Source organism: Terriglobus sp. TAA 43 (assembly GCF_000800015.1).
Classification (GTDB): Bacteria; Acidobacteriota; Terriglobia; order Terriglobales; family Acidobacteriaceae; genus Terriglobus.
Genome location: NZ_JUGR01000002.1, coordinates 335,530 through 356,854, shown reverse-complemented (window position 1 = coordinate 356,854; position 21,325 = coordinate 335,530). Strand labels below are relative to the sequence as shown.

At 55.1% G+C, this 21,325-nt stretch carries 14 protein-coding genes; 4 read left to right on the top strand and 10 right to left on the bottom strand.

The features are described from left to right. The first annotated feature begins 270 nt into the window (after window positions 1-270). A complete protein-coding gene (locus M504_RS16075; RefSeq protein ID WP_047495728.1) occupies window positions 271-1,623 on the top strand; it encodes a hypothetical protein in 1,353 nt (450 codons plus the stop codon). Window positions 1,624-1,743: 120 nt separating this feature from the next. On the opposite strand, the gene M504_RS16070 is transcribed toward M504_RS16075, so the two are convergent. The 8 genes from M504_RS16070 to M504_RS16035 all read right to left on the bottom strand — a co-directional run bounded on the left by M504_RS16070 (window position 1,744) and on the right by M504_RS16035 (window position 17,234). Further along, complete coding sequence (locus M504_RS16070; protein WP_047495725.1) at window positions 1,744-8,124, bottom strand: choice-of-anchor D domain-containing protein; 6,381 nt, start codon at window positions 8,122-8,124, stop codon at window positions 1,744-1,746. Window positions 8,125-8,294: 170 nt separating this feature from the next. Then, window positions 8,295-9,272, bottom strand: coding sequence for a phospholipase D-like domain-containing protein (locus tag M504_RS16065; RefSeq protein WP_047495722.1), 978 nt, complete (start codon window positions 9,270-9,272; stop codon window positions 8,295-8,297). Next, window positions 9,257-11,095, bottom strand: coding sequence for an ABC transporter ATP-binding protein (locus tag M504_RS16060; protein WP_084214473.1), 1,839 nt, complete (start codon window positions 11,093-11,095; stop codon window positions 9,257-9,259). The genes M504_RS16065 and M504_RS16060 overlap by 16 nt, the downstream gene beginning before the upstream one ends. Before the next feature lie 121 nt (window positions 11,096-11,216). After that, a complete protein-coding gene (locus tag M504_RS16055) occupies window positions 11,217-11,501 on the bottom strand; it encodes a hypothetical protein (RefSeq protein WP_047495719.1) in 285 nt (94 codons plus the stop codon). Between the two features lie 198 nt (window positions 11,502-11,699). Next, window positions 11,700-13,697: a hypothetical protein gene (locus M504_RS16050; RefSeq protein WP_052200918.1), complete on the bottom strand. Its 1,998-nt coding sequence runs from the start codon at window positions 13,695-13,697 to the stop codon at window positions 11,700-11,702. 71 nt (window positions 13,698-13,768) lie between these two features. Beyond that, window positions 13,769-15,157: a PP2C family protein-serine/threonine phosphatase gene (locus M504_RS16045; RefSeq protein WP_047495716.1), complete on the bottom strand. Its 1,389-nt coding sequence runs from the start codon at window positions 15,155-15,157 to the stop codon at window positions 13,769-13,771. Window positions 15,158-15,416: 259 nt separating this feature from the next. Further along, window positions 15,417-16,322: a ferritin-like domain-containing protein gene (locus M504_RS16040; protein WP_047495712.1), complete on the bottom strand. Its 906-nt coding sequence runs from the start codon at window positions 16,320-16,322 to the stop codon at window positions 15,417-15,419. 9 nt (window positions 16,323-16,331) lie between these two features. Further along, entirely contained in the window at window positions 16,332-17,234 is a 903-nt protein-coding gene (locus M504_RS16035; protein WP_047495709.1) for a ferritin-like domain-containing protein, read from the bottom strand. Between the two features lie 231 nt (window positions 17,235-17,465). On the opposite strand from M504_RS16035, the gene M504_RS16030 reads away from it, so the two are divergent. From M504_RS16030 to M504_RS16020, 3 genes are all read left to right on the top strand, one after another. After that, complete coding sequence (locus M504_RS16030) at window positions 17,466-18,017, top strand: fasciclin domain-containing protein (RefSeq protein WP_047495706.1); 552 nt, start codon at window positions 17,466-17,468, stop codon at window positions 18,015-18,017. Between the two features lie 249 nt (window positions 18,018-18,266). Next, on the top strand, window positions 18,267-18,776 hold the full coding sequence (locus M504_RS16025) for an RNA polymerase sigma factor (protein ID WP_047496686.1): 510 nt from the start codon (window positions 18,267-18,269) through the stop codon (window positions 18,774-18,776). Next, window positions 18,773-19,558 carry an anti-sigma factor domain-containing protein gene (locus M504_RS16020; protein WP_047495703.1) on the top strand — a complete coding sequence of 262 codons (786 nt, stop codon included), beginning with the start codon at window positions 18,773-18,775 and terminating at the stop codon, window positions 19,556-19,558. The genes M504_RS16025 and M504_RS16020 overlap by 4 nt, the downstream gene beginning before the upstream one ends. Before the next feature lie 565 nt (window positions 19,559-20,123). Here the strand turns inward: M504_RS16020 and M504_RS22780 are convergent. Together M504_RS22780 and M504_RS16015 are read right to left on the bottom strand one after the other, a co-directional pair. Continuing rightward, a complete protein-coding gene (locus M504_RS22780) occupies window positions 20,124-20,507 on the bottom strand; it encodes a type II toxin-antitoxin system PemK/MazF family toxin (RefSeq protein WP_084214471.1) in 384 nt (127 codons plus the stop codon). Window positions 20,508-20,511: 4 nt separating this feature from the next. Continuing rightward, on the bottom strand, window positions 20,512-21,303 hold the full coding sequence (locus M504_RS16015) for a hypothetical protein (protein ID WP_047495700.1): 792 nt from the start codon (window positions 21,301-21,303) through the stop codon (window positions 20,512-20,514). Window positions 21,304-21,325 lie beyond the last annotated feature (22 nt).

Genomic DNA, 21,325 nt, shown 5'->3' with positions numbered 1-21,325 from the left:
CCACGCCTGCTCTGAAGCAGCAGAGTTTGCTACGGCGGCAAGGCTACTTTGGGAACACCGAATACAGTGGAGAGGCCGATCTGCGACTGCCAAGGGCTTAGCCCCGGAAAACATTGTTAATGCAATGTGAAACGTTCACAATAAAGAGGTTATGCATCATGAGCAGGCGTCTGTGTTGGCGTGAAACGGGTTAGAAAATGGGCTTACTGTTGCGGCTGCAGCGTTGCATTCGGTACCGTTGGCTAGCGGCAGAAAAAGCTTCCAGACAGAATGGCGACCGTCCCTCCCCCAATCCGTGACAACAATGACGTTCCTGCGTCCACCTCCATCGTCCCTGTTCAGGGCAGCGAACATCTCCTGCTGGTGGAACGGATTGCGCATAGCGAGGCGTTTCAAAAGTCGCTACGGCTGCCCGCGCTGCTACGGTATCTTGCTGCTTGTACGCTGCAGGGGGACCGTGCGGGCCTGACAGAACAGGCGATTGGGCGCGCGGTATTTGATAAGACCGAGGACTTTAATCCGACCGAGGATAGTTCGGTCCGGGTGTACGTCAGGCAGTTGCGGCTGCGTCTCTACGAGTATTTCCAGTCTGTTGGTGTGAACGAGAGCGCCCTGATCGAGATTCCCAAAGGTGGATACGCTCTCGCATTCCATCCGCGTCACGTACCGTCGGCACTACCGGAGACGGAGGCTGAGCTTCCTGCGGCACTGGCCCTTCCAGCAACCGAGACTGCATCGGATAGCCCGATTGTGAAGCGAAGTCTGCCAGCGTGGTTTCCGTGGGCGCTGGTTGCGGTCCTGGCTGTTGTGGCAATTGCAGGGTGGTTGCGGTCGTATCGTTCTGCGGCTCTCTCTTTGCCGCCGTGGCCTCTGAATCGAGTCGTGGAATCGCAGCGCCCAACCACGGTCGTGCTGGCGGATGCCAGCTATGTGTTGCGCTTGTTGGGGGATCGCCAGTTCACACTGGATGAATATGTCGATCACAAGTACACCAAGGGCCTCATTCCGGAGGATGCCACTCGTGGTGAGATGACGCTGTTCAATTACCTGCAGAATTCGCAGATCACGTCCATGGCGGACGCACGCGCCGCTGCTACCTTCACACTCCTTGCCGGATCGCTGCATGACAAGTTGGTATTCCGGTCCGCCAAGGAAGTGAAGGGCGACACGATGCTGACAGGCAATTTCATCCTGGTGGGCGCGAAGAACTCGAACCCCTGGGTGGAGTTATATGAGCCACGCATGAACTTTCGATTCTTTGAGAGTGGCATTCACGGATCAAGGTACATTGATAACCGCAACCCGAGGCCGGGCGAGCAGCCATTTTACGCTGTGCATGAATCCACGGGCTACTCCGGCGACGATTACGCCACGATTTCTTTGGTGCCGAGTCTGAACGATCAGGGCGCGACCCTGCTGGTGCAAGGGCTCAGACGCGAAGGCACGGAAGCTGCTATCCAGTTTTTGAGCAGTGCAAGTCGTCGCGATCAACTTGAGGCGAAGCTGCGTGCGGCGAACGGCAGCAGGCTGCCCAAGTATTTCGAGGCATTGATTCAATCGCACGCGGTTGCCGGTTCCGCCACCTCGATCGACTGCATCGCTGTTCATCCGCTGCAGCCATAAAAATCTGATTTGCGGAACTGTTATAAGGTTCGGCGACCAAGCTGAATTGCGTTAGCACTGGGCCACGTTAGAAATAAAGGGCGCTCCAGCCGGAGCGCCCTTCGTGGTAAGTGAACGATGTTACTTCACGGTGAGCGTCACGTTCTGCGAACGGCTAATAGAGCCAGTCGTGGCAGTCACAGCGACGGAGTAAGTTCCTGCTGGAGTCATGTTGACTGTAGTTCCTCCACCGGTTCCACCACCGCTGCCGCCGGTTCCACCACCGCTGCCGCCTGTTCCACCTCCGCTGCCGCCGGTTCCTCCGCCACTACCGCCTGTACCACCGCCACTGCTGCCGCTACCACCATTGCTGGAAGATCCACTTCCCGCACCGGCGCATCCAGCGGTGAATATCAGCCCGACGCTGAGGAGGACCAGGCCAATTTGTAGAAGCCTTTCCAAACCTGATCTCCGTCGGGCAGCCGCCCAGAGTCCCCACCCGCCCAAAAGGGCTAGCGATAGGGCTACGCGCAGGCCATTGAGAGGGATCGCGCTGGAGGTTGCTGTCTGCTGAGTGCTGATAGACAGGTTCACAACCGTTGGAGCCGACCCGAGAGTAAAGGACGGTGGAGTGAAGGTACACGTGGCATATTGCGGAAGATTGCCGCATGACATCGTCACGATGTCTTGAGAGCCCACCGACTGGGAAACGGACAAGGAATAAGCTGCAGGTTGCCCAGCAGTAACAGTTGCCGCTGGCGTTCCTGCGGATCCCCCCGAACCTCCCGAACCGCCAGAGATATTGAAATCACTGCCTGTTCCCGTGAGCATTATGACCCGCGGCAACGGGGCAATGAGCCCAAACGGATAGGTTGTCTGTGGCGATGAGCGCTGCGGAACCAACGTTAATATTGCAGTCTTTGCTCCTACTGTCGTTGGAGTGAACTTGATGTGCAGTGTGCAACTGGTGGCTGCGGTGATCGAAGTGGGGCAGTCATTGCTGTAGTTGAACTCCGAAGCGTCTGTTCCAGACAACGTGCCATTCAAGCCGAACGCGAAACCGTTTGCGGCGATCAGAGAGATTGTCTTTTCCGACGAGCCTTGTCCCGCGATGACGTTCCCTGAGTCCACGGATGTGGCGCCCAGGCCAAATGCGTCGATTCCATTCATGGTGTAGGTGATGCGTTGACGCATCGGCGCCTGAATTGCTGGCATGCTGCCGTCGCCCGTTTGCATTATCACTCCGAACGTCAACGCATTCGATAAGGCACCGAGGCGCGACGGAGCAAGAATCAGTGTGAACGTGCAGCTTTGGCCCGGCGCCAGGCTCCAGTAACTGGAGTTACTGCTCTGGGCACAAGTCGTGTTGTAAGAGAACTGCGATGCAGAGCGGTCTAACGAGTCGAAAACCACCTGAAGCATATCCAGCGTCGCTTCGCCGGTGTTTGTAAACGTAGTCGTTGCTGACCTGGTATCTCCTACAACGATGTCCCCGAACGCGAACGTTGTGGCGGAGGTACTTAGGCCCGTACGTACACCAGTACCGGTAAGTGTAAGTTGCTGCGAGGCTGCGCCGTCTGCCGAGATTGTCAATGTGGCGGTACGGGCACCGATGGCCTGAGGCTGGAAGGAGACAAAGGCCAGGCATTGGAGACCTACTCCCAAGCTGACGTCATAGCAACTTGTTGAACCAGTGAAGTCAGCACTATTGGTGCCCGAAATGCTGGCCTTGACGTTGGTGATCGGAATTTCGCCGGTGTTCGTGATGTAAGCCACCACGATCTGTTTGTACAAACCTACGCCAAAGGTGTCGAAATTAGTGACCGTCTTCGAAAGAGTGAATCCTGGTGTGCTTCCCTTACCGGACAAAGCTGCCGTTGCAGGAAGTGCCACACCGGCCTGGTTGACGATCAACGAAGCGGATTTTGTACCTGTGCTGCTGGAGGTAAAGGTGACACTCGCGGTGCAACTTGCTCCGGAAATCAGCGTGGCCAGGCAATTGTTTTTTTGTTTAAACAGAGTGGCATCCGTCCCCGTAACAGCCAATGTCAGATCGTGAATGTCTGCGCCGCTGGTGTTGGTAAGCGTGATGGCCTGTTGTGCTGAGGTGGAGTTCACAGCCTGCGCCGGGAAAGTAAGCGAGGCGGGAGAGAACGTGATCGGAGCGCCGATCATCTGGAAGTTAAAGTTGGCTCCCGTAAGTCCGGTGCCAGCATTCTTCACGCTGAGTTTGCCAATGCCAGCGGTATTCAGATCGTCGGCGGTAAGTTGTACCTGCAGTGAGGTCGCGCTGGTGTAGGTTGTAACGCGAGGGCTGCCGTTCCATGAGACGACTGCATCTGCATCAAACCCGCTTCCCGTAAGCGTGACCGTGGTGGCAGGAGAGCTTGCGGGCAGGTTCGAAGGCGAGGTGCTTACGATCGTTGGCCCTGTAGGTGTTCCTGGAGCGCCCAGACTGCTGCGGAACAGGATCAGATTTGTGGTGTAAGAAGGATCAGTGAACGAACCGCCCGTGAGGTTATTGCCAAAAGCGAAATAGTCACCTGTGGAATGCATTAACCAATAGCCACCTCCCACGGAACCAAAGGAGAGAGAGCCTGCACTCTGCAATGTAGACGAGTCATAGCTCAGCATTGTTGTGCCCGAAACGTTCGGGACAAAATTGCTCATAAAGAATGTCCGCTTGATGACCGCATCGGCATAAAAACTATTAGGGTAAACGGGCACGGAGTAAGTGCCTATCAGTCTGCTGGTCCGCGGATCCCACACTTGACCTGTGCTGGTATACAACTGCGAACCATCGGTTGTGACAGAACCGGTGGCGCCCGTGCAGCAGGAGGGTGGATTCAGGCTAACGAAACCGGTGGGAAGTACTGCGTAGTTCGAGAAACCGCCGCCGTAGGGTGCGTAGAAAGTTTGTCCGACGAACTGGAATGAATCGAGCGACCAGCCAGGTGAGCCATATCCATTTGAGTGGTACTCGACAAGTCCGGCATCGTTGAAAAGAGCCACTCCGTTTTCAGAAGGAGAAGCATTGATCGTCAACGTTGCAACGAGTAGTTCTGGATATCCCGGCACCACATGCATCTCCCGAATGCCAGTGGATGATCCGGGCAGAGTAAAGGTCCGATCGACTGAGCCTGTTGTCAGATCGATGCGTTGCAACTGTCCTGTGACTCCGTTTTGCGCGAAAGGCGACACGTACAAGTAGCGACCATCGTCAGACACGGCGAGGTTGGTGGGATTATTCAAAACAGGGATGGGAGTCCCTGTGCTGCCAGTTGCGGGATCAATCGGCAGGATCGTGTTCGGATTTGTGGTGGAAAGGTTTGGAACTGCAGCGAAGATTTTCTTCGATGTTGCGTCGTAAACCATGTTGCTGAGCGTTAATGGAATAACACTGTAGGGCGTGATGGCCACAGTGCTACTTGTGCCTCCAGGAGCAGGATTTACTACGGTGAGGCCCTGTTCTCCCAAGGCTGTAATGGCACCGACAGGTATGGTTACCTGCAATAGCGTATTGCTCAAAAACTTAGTAGTGACCGGTGCACCGTTGAGTTGAACCACGGATTGCGGATAGAAGTTTGCGCCTGTCAGGTTCTCGGTGACCGCTGTGTTTACAAGTGTGGTTGGGACGCTGATGGAGGACAGTGTTGGGGTTGCATAAACGGCGTCTCCCGTGCCGGTAATATCAACCACAAGCTGTGGTGTTTGCGGATCATTCGATGCGACCGTAACGGTCCCAGAAAGTACACCCGCGGTTGGCGGTGTGAATGAGAGAGCGACGCTGCAATAAGAGTTTGCTGCGATGGATCGCCCAGTACAGGTCTGGCTCGCCACCGCGAAGGCAGAACCAGATACGCTCACGCTGCTAATTATGAGGGCGACTTGTCCCTTGTTTTGCAGAAGAAGACCACCGTTGGTCGACAGCGTCCCGACTAGATAATGGCCAAATGAAACAGGATTAGTCACCGGAAAGATGCTGGGGGCAATACCCTGGCCGTTGAATGTAACCTTCTGCGGAAGGGTAGCAGCGTTGGTCGAAAACGTCAGGGTACCTGAAGTGCCGGCGCTGCTGACGGGAGTGAAGGTAACCTGTATCGGGCATACCGCTCCAGGAGCAACAGGACTACAGCTTTGGGTGGCAGTTACGGTTGGAGCATCCGAAATGATTGCATTGATATTCAGTGGTGCATTTCCGCAGTTAGTTACTTGAACACTTATGCTGCTGGACGTGTTTGCGTTGACGCTTCCGAAACCGATGCCTCGCTTGTCAAAGCAAACCGCAGGCGCAGCTATCGACATATCGATTTTTGCAACGAAGCTGTGCAAATAGGATGTATAGGGACTGGCGGGCGTTGGAGGTGTTGGCTGAACGCTGCCTGTGGTCGTCGGGAAATCTGTGGCGAAGGTGGTTCCTGCGGCGATCAGGTTGTCCTGTGCATCGAGTGTCATGGCGCCGAAGTTTGAACCTTCATAGCTGGATGGCCCTGTCGCATTCAGAAATGATCCGAATTTCAATGTGCTAAGGTCTGGGCTCATTTCTGCCAGGACCATTCCCCAAATGGTGCCAGCAGTCGAGAGGACAGTGGCGAAAGGATTCTTCATGGGGAAATCCGGTGAACTGGTAGTGCCACCTACAAATACGTTCGACTGACTGTCCAAGCTAATGGCTGAGAAGGAACTCGACTCATAGTTCTGGCCGACACCTGTGCCATCGAGATATGTTGCTGCGAGTATGCTGGTGGCTCCAGGCGCGAGCTCCATGATGTAACCAGAACCGTTTGCAGTATTGGAGACGGCGCCAACACTAAGTGTCTTTTGATATGCATTCGTGCTTACCGGAAGGTTCGTCTCGTTTGTTGTTCCGGCGATCCAGAGGTTGCCGTTGGAGTCAATTGCCAAGCCGCCAGCTTGATCTGTTCCAGGCAAATAGCTGGCAAAGTCGAGTGCAGTAGCTGTTGCATTCAATCGCAACACAACACCAGCAGATGAATCTGAAACATTCGGGTAAGAGTTGGGAAACTGAGCTCCTACAACTCCAGGAGTCGTGGGCAAACCTGGCCCACCCCAGGCAAGCACAGTCGCTCTGCCGGAGCTATCTACAGAGATACCCGTTGGAAGGAACGCGTTGGTAAACGGCTGACTTGGAGAAGTTGCAGCATTGCCAGGAACGATCGTGGAGTACACGACGTTGCCGGTCGGGTTCACCTTCATGACGAACATCTGACTGGAGGGATAGCCAACCGGACTTCCCCCGAACGTGCCGGGAGTGACGTAGAAGCCAATGTCGTCAGTTAGTCCCGCAAGATAAGCATTGCCGGAAGCATCGACTGCGACTCGGCCATTCACGCCGTTTGTATAGTTGCCCTGAAGGCCGCCGATTCTGCCCGAGTAATTCAGTGCGGAGCCATCGGGCTTAAGTGATGCTATGAAATAGCAGGAGCTGGTGTATTGGCAGGTGCTTACGGGTGGAACTGAACCCACGTGTGGGAAGTCACTGGACGAAGAAGTGCCCGCGACAATTGCGTTGCCTGCTGAGTCGATGGCGATTGCACCACCGAAGTCACCTTGAGTCGGTGAAGAACCGCCAAGATAGGTTGAATAGATTAATGTCTTCCCAGTTGGGTCCAGCTTCGTGACGAAGGCATTCTTTACGCCGCTACCGCCAACCCCCGATTGCAGTGGGTTTTTGGTAGGGAAGTCTGTTGAGTTTGTATAACCCGTGACGATGATGTTGCCGCCAGCATCCGTGGCGACCGCCGTTACGGTGTCTGCACCAGTCCCAGCAAGGTAAGTTGCAAGAGTGATGACCGGATCAATCACCAGCGGCTGGGAATGGTCATAGCTGCCGACCGAGAAGCGGACGTTGTCACCGGAGAGAGCGAACTGTACTGGGATGTCGCTTCGTACACCGTCGCGCGATTGATAGGCGACAGGCTTATGGAGAGTGACAGCGCTCTTGTCCAGGGATAGAAGCAGGTCGCCGTTCGGCAGGAGGTGGGCCTTGCGGCTTCCTCGGAAGCGCATGTCGATCGTGGCCGGATCTGCTCCTGGCTGCACGATGAAGTCATGTTCCAGGCGAGAGCCGTTGCCATAGTAAGTGAGATCAATGCCGGAGTAGACGTTCGCGTAAGTCAGTCTTCCGTAACGAGACACATGGGTTCGCCATTCCGACATGTTGCCGATCAGATAGTTCGCGTCGCCGCTCTGCTTTTCCGAGACGGTGGGTTCGGCCTTTGCGCTGGCGTTTCCAAGTTGGACGGACAGCAGCTCTGATGTGCCTTTCGCGGCAGGGAGAGCAATCTGTAGCTCGGTAGGCCCAACTTTTGCGATCATGGCGCCGGAACGAATCAAATATTCGTTCCGGGCAGAGATGGAAGATTCAAATGTCAGTGGGAGACTCTGCAACTGCGACGTTCCAGCCGTGACGACGGTGGGGGACTGCGCAAAGGCTAAAGGTACGGTCAGGGCAGGGATCAAGACAGCAGAAAGACAAAATGGCCGAAGCAGCGCGAGCAAGGGTTCCTCCGGAGAACCAATGGGAAGTTGTAAAAGGATGTGCGGGGAAGTCTATCACTTCGAAGGTGAAACGTTCTTCAATGCAGAAATGGAATTCTGCACGCGACGCTACCATTGGATTAACCCAATGTTCACAGCTGGAGTCCATACCCGCGCACCTTCGCATGGCGCTATAGGGCGAGGGACTCCTTCACATGGTCATCCACTCCGCTTAGCTCTTCCAGCAGGCCTTTGTCGGATAAATCCATCGACTTAGAGTTGGCCCAGTCGTGATGAAGAACGGATTCGATACGTGTGATCAGCGGTTTATCGTCAAGGGCGATGGCGAGTTCGCGACGGCTGTCAAAGCTGCCTGGCGCGAGATTGATGGATCCAATGATGGCTCGTTTGCCGTCGGCGAGTAACAGCTTGGCATGCAGCTTCAGGTGATGCATCCGATGAACTTTTACGCCGACATCGTTCAGAATGCGCAGTCCGCTCACGCCCTCAATCAACTTGTCTTTCTTGAGCGTGTGTGGAGGGCGCGCCATCAGATGAATCTTTACGCCACGCTGCACGGCGCGTACGAGATGCTCGATGATAACGGGGTCCTGGTAGCGTTCGTTTTGCAACCATAAGGAGTGCTTTGAGTCATCGATCAGTTGCGCAAGGCGCTCGCGACCATTGCCCACGCACCAGATCAAGCGTGAGCGATCCCCTGCAAGAAATGACGTCCGATGCCAGTCTGCTTCAAAGCATTCGATGATCTCTGCGACCTCGTGCCGGTGGCGCGTTACAACGGCGTAGTCGCGCGTGACGGTGAGATTCTTCGTCTGCCAATTCAATGACTCCACAAAGGCAACGTCATCGTCGATGACCATGGACTTCTCATGAGTCAGGTCGTAGGCGGGGTTGCTATCGATGACATCCACGCCAGCATCAACGAGCATCTTTCGGGAAGCTTCGTTCTCCTTTTGTCCGTCGCGGCGCGAGGGGTTGAGCATGATGCGTACCTTTATTCCACGACGATGCGCGGCGATCGTGCTGGCGAGCAGCTGCGGATCGGAAAAGATAAACATCTTGATGCGGATAGAACTGCGGGCACCTGCGATGGCATCAAGGATCGGCTGGGCTGAATCATCGGGCAGAACAACTAAGGTACGGGACATTCGATATTCCTCGTGTGATCGAGAGGAGATGATATCTCCGTTGGGGTCTCAGACGCTGCATTGAACTGTACGTGATACAGGCCGGCATAGATGCCGTTACGTGACATCAATTCTTCGTGTGTGCCGCTTTCTGCGATAACACCATCTGCTAGCACAAGGATTAGGTTCGCGTTGCGGATCGTGCTGAGGCGGTGTGCGATGGCGATGACGGTCTTGCCGTGCATGAGTGTTTCCAGCCCGTCGATGACAAGCTTTTCCGATTCGCTATCGAGCGCTGCTGTAGGTTCATCGAGCAACAGAATCGGGTTCTTGCGGATCATGACACGTGCGATACCGATGCGTTGACGCTGCCCACCGGAGAGTGTCGATCCGCGCTCGCCGACGACGGTATCGTAGCCAAGTGGCATGCGTGTGATGAACTCATCCGCGTTGGCAAGCTTCGCAGCTTGGATAGCATCGTCACGCGTCGCTCCGGGGTGACCGAAGAGGATGTTGTCGAGAATCGTTCCGCGAAAGAGAATGGTCTCCTGCATGACGTAGCCGATTTGATTGCGGAGCCAGGCGAGCTTGTACTTGCGCACGTCTTCGCCATCAAGGAGCAATTCGCCCGAGCTAACGTCGTAAAAGCGTGGCAGCAGGCTCATGAGTGTGGACTTGCCGCTGCCCGTCATGCCGACAACGCCGACGAAATCGCCCGGCTTGATTGTCACCGAAACATCTGACAGTACCTGTGTTGTTGTGTCATAGCCGAATGCAACATGACGCAACTCAATCTCGCCGCGTAACGATTCAAGCTCAATGCCATTGGGGTCATCGGGGATGGAGCCGTCTGCATCCAGGATGGCGCGCACACGCTCTGTCCCGACGGAGACTTGCGCGATGGCATTTGTGGTTGTTGCGAGATCTTTCACCGGCTTAAAGAAGCGGCTGAGATAGGCAAGGTAGACGGTGAGCGAGCCGATGCTCATGGTACCCGCAAGAATGAGGGCTGCACCGCGCCACAGAACAAGCGCTGTGCAAGCCGCAACAGTGATGCTTACCACCGGCGACAGGAGCGACTTTACGCTGCGAGCTTTTAATGCCGCATTGACCGCGGATTGGCTAACGTCGGCAAGCATGCGTTCCTCGGTCTTCTCTTGGCCGAAGGCCTCCACCACTACCATGGATTGAAGACCCTCCTGCACAACGGAGACGATTTCGCTTTGCTGCTTGCGAACCTCGTGCGTAGCAGCCTTCACCGCCTTCTTGAAGCGCGAGACGAACAGCAGAAGGAACGGCGTGACTGCCAGCGCAATGAGGGTGAAATCCCAGTTGAGCCAGAACATAAGTCCGAGCATGCATACGATCGTGAGCATGTCGACGAGGATGTTCAGCGTTTGAGAGGATGCAAACCCCTGGATCGTCTGGATGTCGGTGGTGAGTGTGCTGAGGATGGAGCCGGTCTCGTGCGTGCTGTAATAGCCGAGCGAAAGTCGCTGTAGGTGCGTATATACCTTCAACCGAAGGTCATACGCGACCCACTGTCCAACGCTCTCGGTGTAGTAGTTGTCGATGTAAGAAGCGACGCTGCCGAGGATCGCGATCAGAACAAACAACACTGCGATTACACCAGCGAAATGAACTGGATCGCTATGAGCGAAATGCTCGTACATGAACTTAGAGACTCCCGATGGCTGGCCATGCTTCTTCACCACATCATCGAGGATGATTTTCAACGGCCACGGCGCAGCCAGGCTCATGGCCGCTTCTACCAGCATGGCGAGGAAGATGACACATAGCGTGCGGCGGTAGGGTTGGATCAGGGCTCGGATGAACTTCAGCATGGTGCTCTCGGTTCTGGATGGCGTTATTGTGAGGCAATTCGAGGCAATTCATTGTCCCCCACCTTGCAGAAGAAAGCCATTGCGGATTTTATAAATGTTGTCGGGGTGATGAAGGTCGTTGTTAGTGACCTTCTTCGTTCGAGACATTTGCTGCCTGGCGCAGCTCATAGTCCGCCTGCGAGAGCAACTGCTTCGCGCGTGCAGCGTGCCCACCGAGCTGGCCGTCGTTGGCCTGCTGTGCCTGATTGACCATCTGGTAGGCCTGCACAATGTAATTCTGAGCTGCTGCGAGGTTGCCGTGGCGGTAGGAGCTGATATTGACAACCGGAGGCCCCTGAGCAAACAGGAGGGTAACGGAGACGAGGCTGATTGCTGTAACAAGGGCGGCGGCGATTTTGTTTTTCATGGTCTCTCTATGAAGCGAAGATGGGGAAGCGCTTTCATGAGAGTAGGTTGTCGGTAACAATGAATCTATGGAGGGGACTACACGGGAAACTATGTGGTTCTACACAACACACCTTCATTGCCTTCGCAACGAAGGCAATAACTGCGCTGTCGCCCTCGCGGGCCTTAATTAGGCAGCAAAGGTGAGGTCGAGCCCGACTTACAGCGCTTTCCAGGTAACGTTTTCGCCCGGTGCAAGCATGAGCGTATAGGTTCCGTCCTTATCGGCTGTGGTGCGTAAGCCGACGAGATGAAACTTCCGCTGCTCGTTACCCAACCCGCGTAGATTCACTTGGAAGCTCTGTGATCGCGAAGACAGATTTGTCACGGAAAATCCGTTGGGCGTGGAGTCATAGCGGAGAGCATATTGTGGTGTGGTGAATTCGGCATGGGCGAAGGCGTTCAGATTCGGCGTCAACGCAATACCTCCATTGGAGCGATTGATACCGAGTAGGCGTTCCATCAGCACATTGGCGAAGACGTTTGGATACTCGAAGTACTTCACTGCGCCGTGGGCGTTTTTGCCATCGACATAGTAGACGTGGTCCATGTCGTATCGTTCGCCCATGAAGTAATTGTCCTTCGCGGCCTCTGCAGCAACCGTGTTGAGTTGCTGTAACAGTGTTGCGCTGTCTCGGATGCCAGCACGGTAAGCGGCGTCCCAAAACCAATAACGTCCAGCGGCACTGAGATCGTAAGGGCCGGCGACACCCATCTCTGATTTGCTATAGGCTTCGACGTGTGCGGCAACGAAGGTTGGAAAGCGCTCAAACTCCGCATCATTCGCTTGCACCATGCGTTGTACTGCTGCGGCTTGTGCGGCGGTTGCATAGCCGAAGCTGACCGGTGTTGTGTTGGCTGCGAGATGAATATGATCGTGAGCAACGCCAAGCCGATCCACCCAATCGGTGAAGCGCTCCTGTTTTGCATCCCAGAAGCCGTCCGGTAGTGGTCGAACCAATGCCGCCGCCAGCTTTTGTTCCGTCGCGGCGTATTGTTGTGCCTTCGCCTGTCGCCCAAGCCTCGCTTCCATCTTTGACAGCAGATGAAACGAGTGCGCAGCAAACGCCTGTGCTTCGGTCTCTCGCCCGTCCTTGATCACCTGGTCCTCGTAGTAGACATCCGACCAGAGACGGCCATAGGGATCGATATGCGCGAGTGTCCAACCCGCGGCGTGCTCCAGATCCTCGATGTGGGCACGCAACCACGGCAGGTCATTGGACATGGCATAGTACTGCCAGGCTTCGCCCATGACCTCGATATCTCCCGTGAGTGGAAACATCGTCGCATTCTCCTTGTTGTCCACACTGTTCCGGCGGATGTAATACTCGGCGTGACCATCTTGCTGCAGAGAACAGGGTGCGCGATACAAGTGCTCCGGATCTTCTCGCATAAGTCGAAACTGTAGCTCGATCATGCGGCGCACAATATCCAGGTCGAGCGGAGATCCCATTGCAAGGCGACCGGCAATCTGGAACTCGTGATCGACAGCAGGATAGGTTCCAGAGTATTTACTGAGCATCAATGTGCTCAGGACATAGCCATCGCTGTGCTCGAAATTTGCGGCCATGGTGCGCTCCACTACGAGCGGCAACATTGTGCCCCAGTAAAACCCTGCCAGAGCATTTTCCAGATCATGCTTTCCGTCAACGACGACCGAAAAGCGATGTGCGAAGACATCGCTGTGGGGCCGCGCTTCAAATGCATCGACCGCAGCGCGATCCAGGTCTGCATCGACCTTAACCTCGCCTCCATTCTGGGATACGCGCACGTGGCCGCCGTGTAGCTGCAAGTACCAGGCCTGCGCTTGTGAGCTTGCACTGGCCGGCAAGATCCAGACGCCGTCGTTCACTATGATTTCAGGCGTCTTTTCTGAAAGGGGCAATACCCACCACTGCTGCTTATCGCGATCGATTCCGAGGGCCTGCACATTCGAAAACGCGAGATGTATTGGCTGCGCTGCGTTTGTGCGTTTCAACTCGATGTGGCCGCCCTTACGGGTTGAATCAGCATTGAGCAGGGCCTGAAGAGTCCCATGTTGCTCCAGCGACCACTGTGACCATGCATCCTGTGTCGGCGCTTGAGACAGTGCGCACACCCACGATGCAAAGAGGAAGATTACAGCGAGAATACAGGGGGTGTGGCGTTTGATCGGCATGCAGGAACTCTCGATGGCGGAAATGTCTATGGGATATGGCGTGCGTGAGGAAAGCAGTTTCGATGTCGTCTTTACGGGGCGGTTGGTACGCGCTTGATGACCACAGCCGTTAGATCGTCTATCTGTTCTGTGCCTCCGGCAAAGTGTTTCACCGCGTGATAAAGCTCAGCGATGATCTCTTCTGGTGCGAGGTCACGAGCTTTGCGAACTGCCTGCTCCAGGCGTTCCAACCCGAACTGCTCGCCTGATGCATCTTCCCACTCGAAGAAACCATCCGTGGCGAGCACTACCAAATCCCCTTCATCAAGATGTAGAACCAACGGCTCAGCAGGATTCAGCTCTGGCAGCAGACCGAGCGGAATCGCCTGCGCACCGAATTGCGCAAAGGTATCTTGTGCCGACGTATAAACGAACAACGGCCCATGCCCCGCCGACAGCAGTTCAACTTTTGCGCCCTCACTCGAGCACACGGCCGCAACAAACGTCGCAAACTTTCCTGACGGAAGATCCTCGCCGAAGAATCGATTGATGTGCTGCATCGCTAGCGTCACGTCCGCGTGCGTGTCGAAACATGATCGCGCATAGGCTCGGCATAGTGAAGCGAGTAGCGCAGGTCCGATACCGTGGCCGGTCACATCTGCCAGTGTGACCACGACCCGCCCATCGGGTAGCACCCTCCAGTCGAAGTAGTCGCCGCCGGTCGCATCCGCTGGCAGGTTCCATCCGCTGATCTCCAGTCCATTCACGGTCGGTCGCATCCGTGGCAACAACGACTGTTGAATCGATCGCGCGATTTCCAGATCGTGTTCTACTTGCTTCAACTGCCTCTCGATCTCGGCTTCGTGCAGTGCTGCATCTACATATCTGCGCACTTCACTGCTCACTATGCCGGCAATAAAGCCACTCGCCAGGAGCAGAGCCGCATAGAAAATTACGGCGGTCTCGGCGGCTGTATGCGCACGTAGTTCATGCAGGTTAAGCCGCCATCCCAGATAATAGGCGCTCGCTAAAAAGCCGCATGCAGCTACCAGGCCAAGTATCCGCGAGACCAGCGGATTGAGGCGCAATACAGACAGCATGATCAGCGGGAACAGTGCGAGTACCCATGGCGTTGCCACAGCCCGATAGCCAACTGCGAGTGACGGACTGGAGAAGTAGGCGACACCCAGGACCGGCACAGTAACTTCCGCCAGTATGTTGAACCACAACAACCAGCCCGGAAGGTCGTGGCCCGTTTCGAGTGCCACGCTTACCTTGTGCAGCGTCCACAGCTCATATGCCACGACTGCAAATAGAAACGCGGCTCCCCATGGGCTCATGTGCGAGCCAAAGACGATGCCCCTGACGATGATGGCACTTGCGAATATCAACAAAAAGGCGGTTACACCGAAGATGCGGCGACGCTCGCTGGTAAGAAGCGCCGTGCGAAAAGCCCTGGAGGCGATCTGCAGATCGTTCATGATCCCACTTATCTTCTTGATGGACTGTAAAGATATTCTCCAGAGGAAGATAAATCGCCGACTGGGCGCAGTAAAGGACAAAACCCGATTGTCCTTTTGATTTCTTGAGTTCCACGACTTCAGGCGGACGTCACGCGATTGCTGCAGCAATCGGGGGCGCTTGATTTCTGCCGAATCTAATAAGCCGCTGCCGTGTGCTAACGATGAAGTCGGCACATAGCAGCGGCTTACCTTGCAGAGTCGCGTTGGAGGACGCGTTCTACTTCACGGTTCCGTTCATCGCCGCCGGGAAGAAGGCTCCGCCTTTACCCGCGGCGCCCCCTCCATAGACGATGTTCAGAACCTGGGTTGTGGTGCGAGCATAGGTCATCCCGTTGCTATCGCAGTCCACAATGGTGGATGCACTTCCGTTGACGCCAACACCGATGTCGTCATTGTTTGTGCCGTCCAGCTTGGCGCGTGTTGCGGCGATGGCTTGAGAAATGGTCTGGGCCGTGCTGCCAGCTTGGAAGATACGCGTGCGAATACTGGCCGCATGGTAAGCCTCCACGTTATGAATGCCGACGGCCTTATCCAAATAGGTCTTGTTGGTGATGAGTCCGGCGGCACCCTGGTATGCAGTAACGCCGACATCCTCAAAGATAAATGCCCCTATGAGGAAGTTTGTTTCGTTTGCGAATGGATCAAAGGTGGAACCAAGTCCGGCCGCAGAGGCCAAGGCATTAAAGCTGTTCATTAAATCAATGTTGGGCATGGCAACCGCGTTGGAACCCAGCGCGGATTGAAGAAACTTCACGTGGTTCTGCTCGTCGGAAGCCACTTCCGCTGCAAACTGCTGCAGAAGTGTTGTGGTGAATGCGACCTTCGGATTTGCCTTCACGGTAACCGTGCCGCCTGCCGCACCGCCACCGCCTTTGATCGAGAGTCCCGCTTGGTCGATGGTTGTGCCGGTCACAGCCAGCGTGTAGAACTGCGCCTCAAGGAACTCAAGGTTCAGTGCGAAATTAAGAATGTCGTTGTCGGTTACGCCTGAGGATTGCGCGAATGCCTTGCTGCCCAGCGCCATGCCGGCAAGTGCTGCACCGCCAAGCATGAGAGCCGAACGACGCGAGCGCGCTTCCGGAGACGGCTGATCGCGAAGATTGTTTTCCAATATGTTTTCCATGTCTCCTCCTTAGGACTTTGAAGCGGTGATGGTGCCGTTCATGCCATTGGGATAGAAGCCACCCTTGCTGACGACGCCCGCTGCGGCACTGAGGTAGACGATGTGCAGGACCTGGTCGGTCGTGCGGTCGTAGGAGATGGAGTTGGAATCTGCTGCAACAATGTGGCTTCCATCCAGTGTGGTTTCCGCACCGCCGCCAGCGGTAGCACGAAGCATGGATATCTTGTTTGCGGTGGTGAGATACGGATCACCAAGCTGTGCAATCAAAGAACGAATGGTGCCTGCATGGTAGGCCTCGGTCGCAAGAATGCCTGCCGCCGCCGCGAGATTCGTTGTACTGGTAAGAAGACTCGCTGCACCGTGATACGCGGTCACACCCACGTCTTCAAAGACAAACGCGCCAAGTAAAAAGCTGTTTTCATCCTGAAACGGATTAAAGGTGGAGCCAATGCCTGCCGCAGATGCAGCAGCATTGAAGCTTGCTGTGAGATCGATTGCTGGGCGATTCACTGCGGCAGAGCCGAGCGCCTTCCGCAAGAAGCGAACGTGCGCCAGTTCATGGTTTGCAATTTCATTCGCGTACTGCTGAATGGCGGGAGTCTTGAATGCAACCATCGATCCGCCAGTCACAGCACCTGCACTGGATCCAGCGTCAGTGCTCGAAAGACCTGAGCCGGTCGCGGCACGCAGATAGAACTCTGCTTCCAGATACTCCAGGTTGAGCGCAAAGTTCAGAATGTCTGTATCTGTAACAGCCGGAGTGGTGGGGGGAGTAGTTGGAGGAGTCGTTGTTGACGAGTTATTGTTGCCGCCGCAGCCAGCCGCAGCCAATGCGGTCACTGCTATGCCTGCGGCCGCTAGAAACTTGCGCCGCGAAAGATCTTCCGTGATGAGCCGACTGAGCTTGTTCACGCTCCGCCTCCTTGGGGGAATGTTCACTACAAATCTTTTCTGTTCAGAGACCGCGCGTACACACCAAGTACGCCGCCGCAAAGCAAAGTGGATTTAACTCGGCCGTAATTTTTTGGAACAAATGTTTCCTTCCAATTGGAGAGGGAAATTTCATCTGTACGAAATCCAATCGCATCGCTCTCGGCGTAATTGCAGTTGAAGAGACAACTCTTCCGAGAGGAAACAACAACGATGAAGAATCGATTGCTGGCGATGTGTTCGATGATGCTTCTGCTGGTTGCCCCTTCACTGGTGGCTCAACAGGATCCCATGGTGGGTGGCGCTGCGATGTATCCCACAAAGAACATCGTGGAGAACGCGGCGAACTCAAAGGACCACACAACGCTTGTCGCAGCGGTCAAGGCTGCGGGCTTGGTGGATACGCTGGAAGGCTCCGGGCCGTTTACCGTTTTTGCCCCTACCAACGAGGCATTCGCGAAGCTTCCTGCCGGAACCGTAGACACGCTGTTGAAGCCCGAAAACAAACCTATGCTCACAAAAGTGCTGACCTATCACGTGGTCTCCGGCAAGCTGGACAGCGCAGCCATCAAGAAGATGTTGAAGGAAGGCCATGGCAAAGCAGAACTGAACACGGTGAGCGGAGGCAAGCTATGGGTAATGGACCATAGCGGCAAGATCATGCTGAAGGATGAAAAGGGCGGAATGTCGACCGTCACCATTGCAGATGTCTATCAATCGAACGGTGTCATCCACGTGATTGACGCTGTACTTATGCCGAACTGATCGCTCTCTCTCCCAGGAAGGCGCGATGTAGTGAACAAAATCTGCATCGCGCCGAACTTTTATCAACAAACATGCGATTTCATCGCTTGCCTGTTTTCCGATGCAACGTAAACAGGCGTTCGTGCAACGGAAGAAAGGATGGCTTGCTATAGTGTCTGAGCGCCATACGCGGTATCGACGGGCTCTCAAGGACCTAGATTGCAAGACATCCACCCAATGATGGATTACGACGGAGAGGACGCCACGCTCATGCGGAGCATTGCAGCTCACGATGAGTCTGCGCTTGCAGAACTGTATGATCGCCACGCGGCCCCCCTATATTCATTGATCCGACGCATCGTTCACGATGAAGCCGCTGCGGAAGAGATTCTGCAGGATGTATTTCTACATGTCTGGAAGGTAGCACCACGCTTTGACCAGGCCCGAGGAAAGTTGCGCGGATGGCTCCTGGTGATGGCCCGCAATCGTGCGTTGTCTCATCTGCGGAAACGCCAGGACGTACAAGTAGATGATTTGGACGTTTACGCGATTCCTACAACGGGCACGCAGGAGACGATCGCTGAGCAGAACGAACTAACGGCAAAGATCCATGCCGCGCTTGAAGAAATGCCACCCGAACTATCTCAGTTGTTTGAACTCGCGTATTTCGAAGGGATGACGCACAGCGAAATTGCACAACGAACCGGGCAGCCTTTAGGTACAGTCAAAACAAGACTGCGATCAGGGCTAATCAGTCTGCGCAGAGTGTTTCAACTATGAACGAGCACCTACAATTCGACGAAGATCTCGAGCTGTATGCTCTTGGCGTTCTTGACGCAGAAGAACGGCGTGCGTTTGAAACGCACCTTGCCGGGTGTGCTCTTTGTAAGAGCCAGCTTTCAGAGGCGCAGCAACGTGTTGGTCTTTTAGGAAGCAGTGTCGCGCAGACGCAGCCTGCGCCGCACGTGAAGCAAGCGCTCATGGAACGTGTTCGCCTGGAATCACCAGCTCGCGTGGTTTCGCCAAGAACATCTGAACGAAAGTCCTTCTGGAGTGTGTTTTCGCAACCCGTGCTTGCGTGGGGCTGTGCCGCAGTGATCGCGTTGGTTGCGCTTATTTTCGCCAGTCAGGCGCGAACATTAAAGAGTCATCTGAACTCGTTGCAGGCGGAGATGCAGACGCAGCGAGACGCAGCCGCCAAAGACCGCAGAGTTGCCGAGCTTCTAACGTCGCCGCAGACCCAACGTGTGGCGCTGAAACAGCCGACTGACGCGGCGCGTCCTGAAGGCAGAGTGTATTACCAGCCACAACAGGGCCTGCTGTTCTACGCAGCCAATCTACCCGCTGCTCCAAGCGATCACGTGTATCAGCTGTGGTTGGTTCCAGCGGAGGGGGCACCCATCTCGGCCGGCATCTTTCAAACTGATGGCAAAGGTGAAGCATCCGTGCTTCTACCCGAACTGCCCGCAGGAGCTGTGGCAAAAGCGTTCGCTGTGACCGTGGAACCCGCAGGTGGGGTACCGCAGCCCACAGGTCCGAAAGTTTTAATTGGTCTCGTGTAGGGCCTCGAGCGAGAGCATACGGGTTGGCTCATTGCCTCAACCCAAACGTCGCGTTTCCTCGTTCCCTTTGGATTCAGGATGTGCATCTTCCACGGACGCGCATCGATCTGCATGCCGCTAGCTTTCCCAACAGTACAAATACTTCCGTTCTCGAACCCGATACCCCACAGGTACAGCCATCCGGCGCAGGGATGTGGATGGGCGTTTTTTGACGTCCGTGGAGCATCTTGTCCTTAATTTATTGGGTCTTTTGATGTGCCCGGTGACTACATCGGACTTGCTTGGAGAACCTTGGACAGGTTGATGGCGGGAGGGAGGGATTGGTATTATCTTGTAAGCCTATATTTACCAGGTATTTGAATTGTAATTGCGCTGCTGTACCCCCAGAACTACCCCCATTTTAATTAACCTACTCATTTGGGATGGGCTAAGGGCTTCTATCGAAGTTAGGTTCACACCGGAATCCGATTATCCCGCGTGTTTTCGCGATAGGTTCGATGGTGGCAAAGATGGATATCGGCAATGTTGGGCCTGATGACCTGCCAATCCGCGCGGATCAATCCCTTTAGAGGCCTAGAACTCTCTGTATGCCGATTCTGATGGCCTCAAGAGCGTCAGGCGTGAGATGAGCCCATAACTGATGTAAGCGTTCACGCGTGCAAGCGGTTATCTGATCGCATAGAGCGATAGAATCTCTGGGAATTGGCGGAGCAGTGGAAACCGGTTTTATCTCCGACGCGGGTATGCGAACGTTCCAAGACGGCAACGTTCTGTCATGCTTTGATTTTTGTGAAGTGAGAGGAACGCAAACAATGATCTCCCCGCCATTCGCTTTTTCGATCGAGACTACCGCCATCGGCCGAGGGTATTTCTGCTCATGGCCGGTTGCATCCCGGGATTCGCCGCGATAGACCTCTCCTGGCTTAAGACGTGCAAGGGCAGTGGACATGGTGTCAATACTCGTCGTCTATACCTACGCCACAGGCCACAAGGTCTTCTGCATCACCGGTCTCAAATAGAGAAGCCTCATCGAGATCCGGGGCACTATCTTCTTGCCTCAGCTGTGCAGCTAGGCGAATTGCGGCGTGCCCGTTTACGATTGCGCGCAAGCCATTGCTGATCTCATCTTGGATGTCTTCTACTTGTGTACGCTCAGTGGATACTGCGTACGTCAATAAGTCCAGATGCATACGGCCAAAGAGCACATTCGTGATGCATTTGCGGAGAAGCTCCATGTCCTCCGCCATTCTTGCCGATGGAAGACCTGGACGAGAGTTGATGAAGTCTGCCAGATCGACAATCTTTTCCAATTCCCAAAAAGCAAAGTCTGCCTGCTCCTTCAGGAAGGAAGGGCAGTACCTTTCATCGGCGGACTCGAGAAACGACGCGCTATCAGACAGGCGTCTTTTCATGAGGTCCGTCAGTTCACGCTGGTCCGTTAGAGCACGAACAATACGGCCCAGTCCTAGATTCAAATCTACATAGCGTGCAAATAGACGCTGGCGTCGAGCTATGAACTCATCGGCACTCGAACTCGCTGCAAGCTCCCGAATGAGATCACGCAGTGCTAAGGAAGCTTTGTCTTCTTCCGAAAGTTCAACGCGCTTAGGTTCCGCGCAACGCGTAAAGTTGCGCGACATATGATGACCGGACTGCTCCATGCGGTCGAGATCGCTCCCCGACAAAGTCAGGAATGCGAGGGACTCACTACGCGAGGGCAGCGCGTGCGTGAAGTCGAAGTTCATTCGTATCTCCCGTTCGGCATAG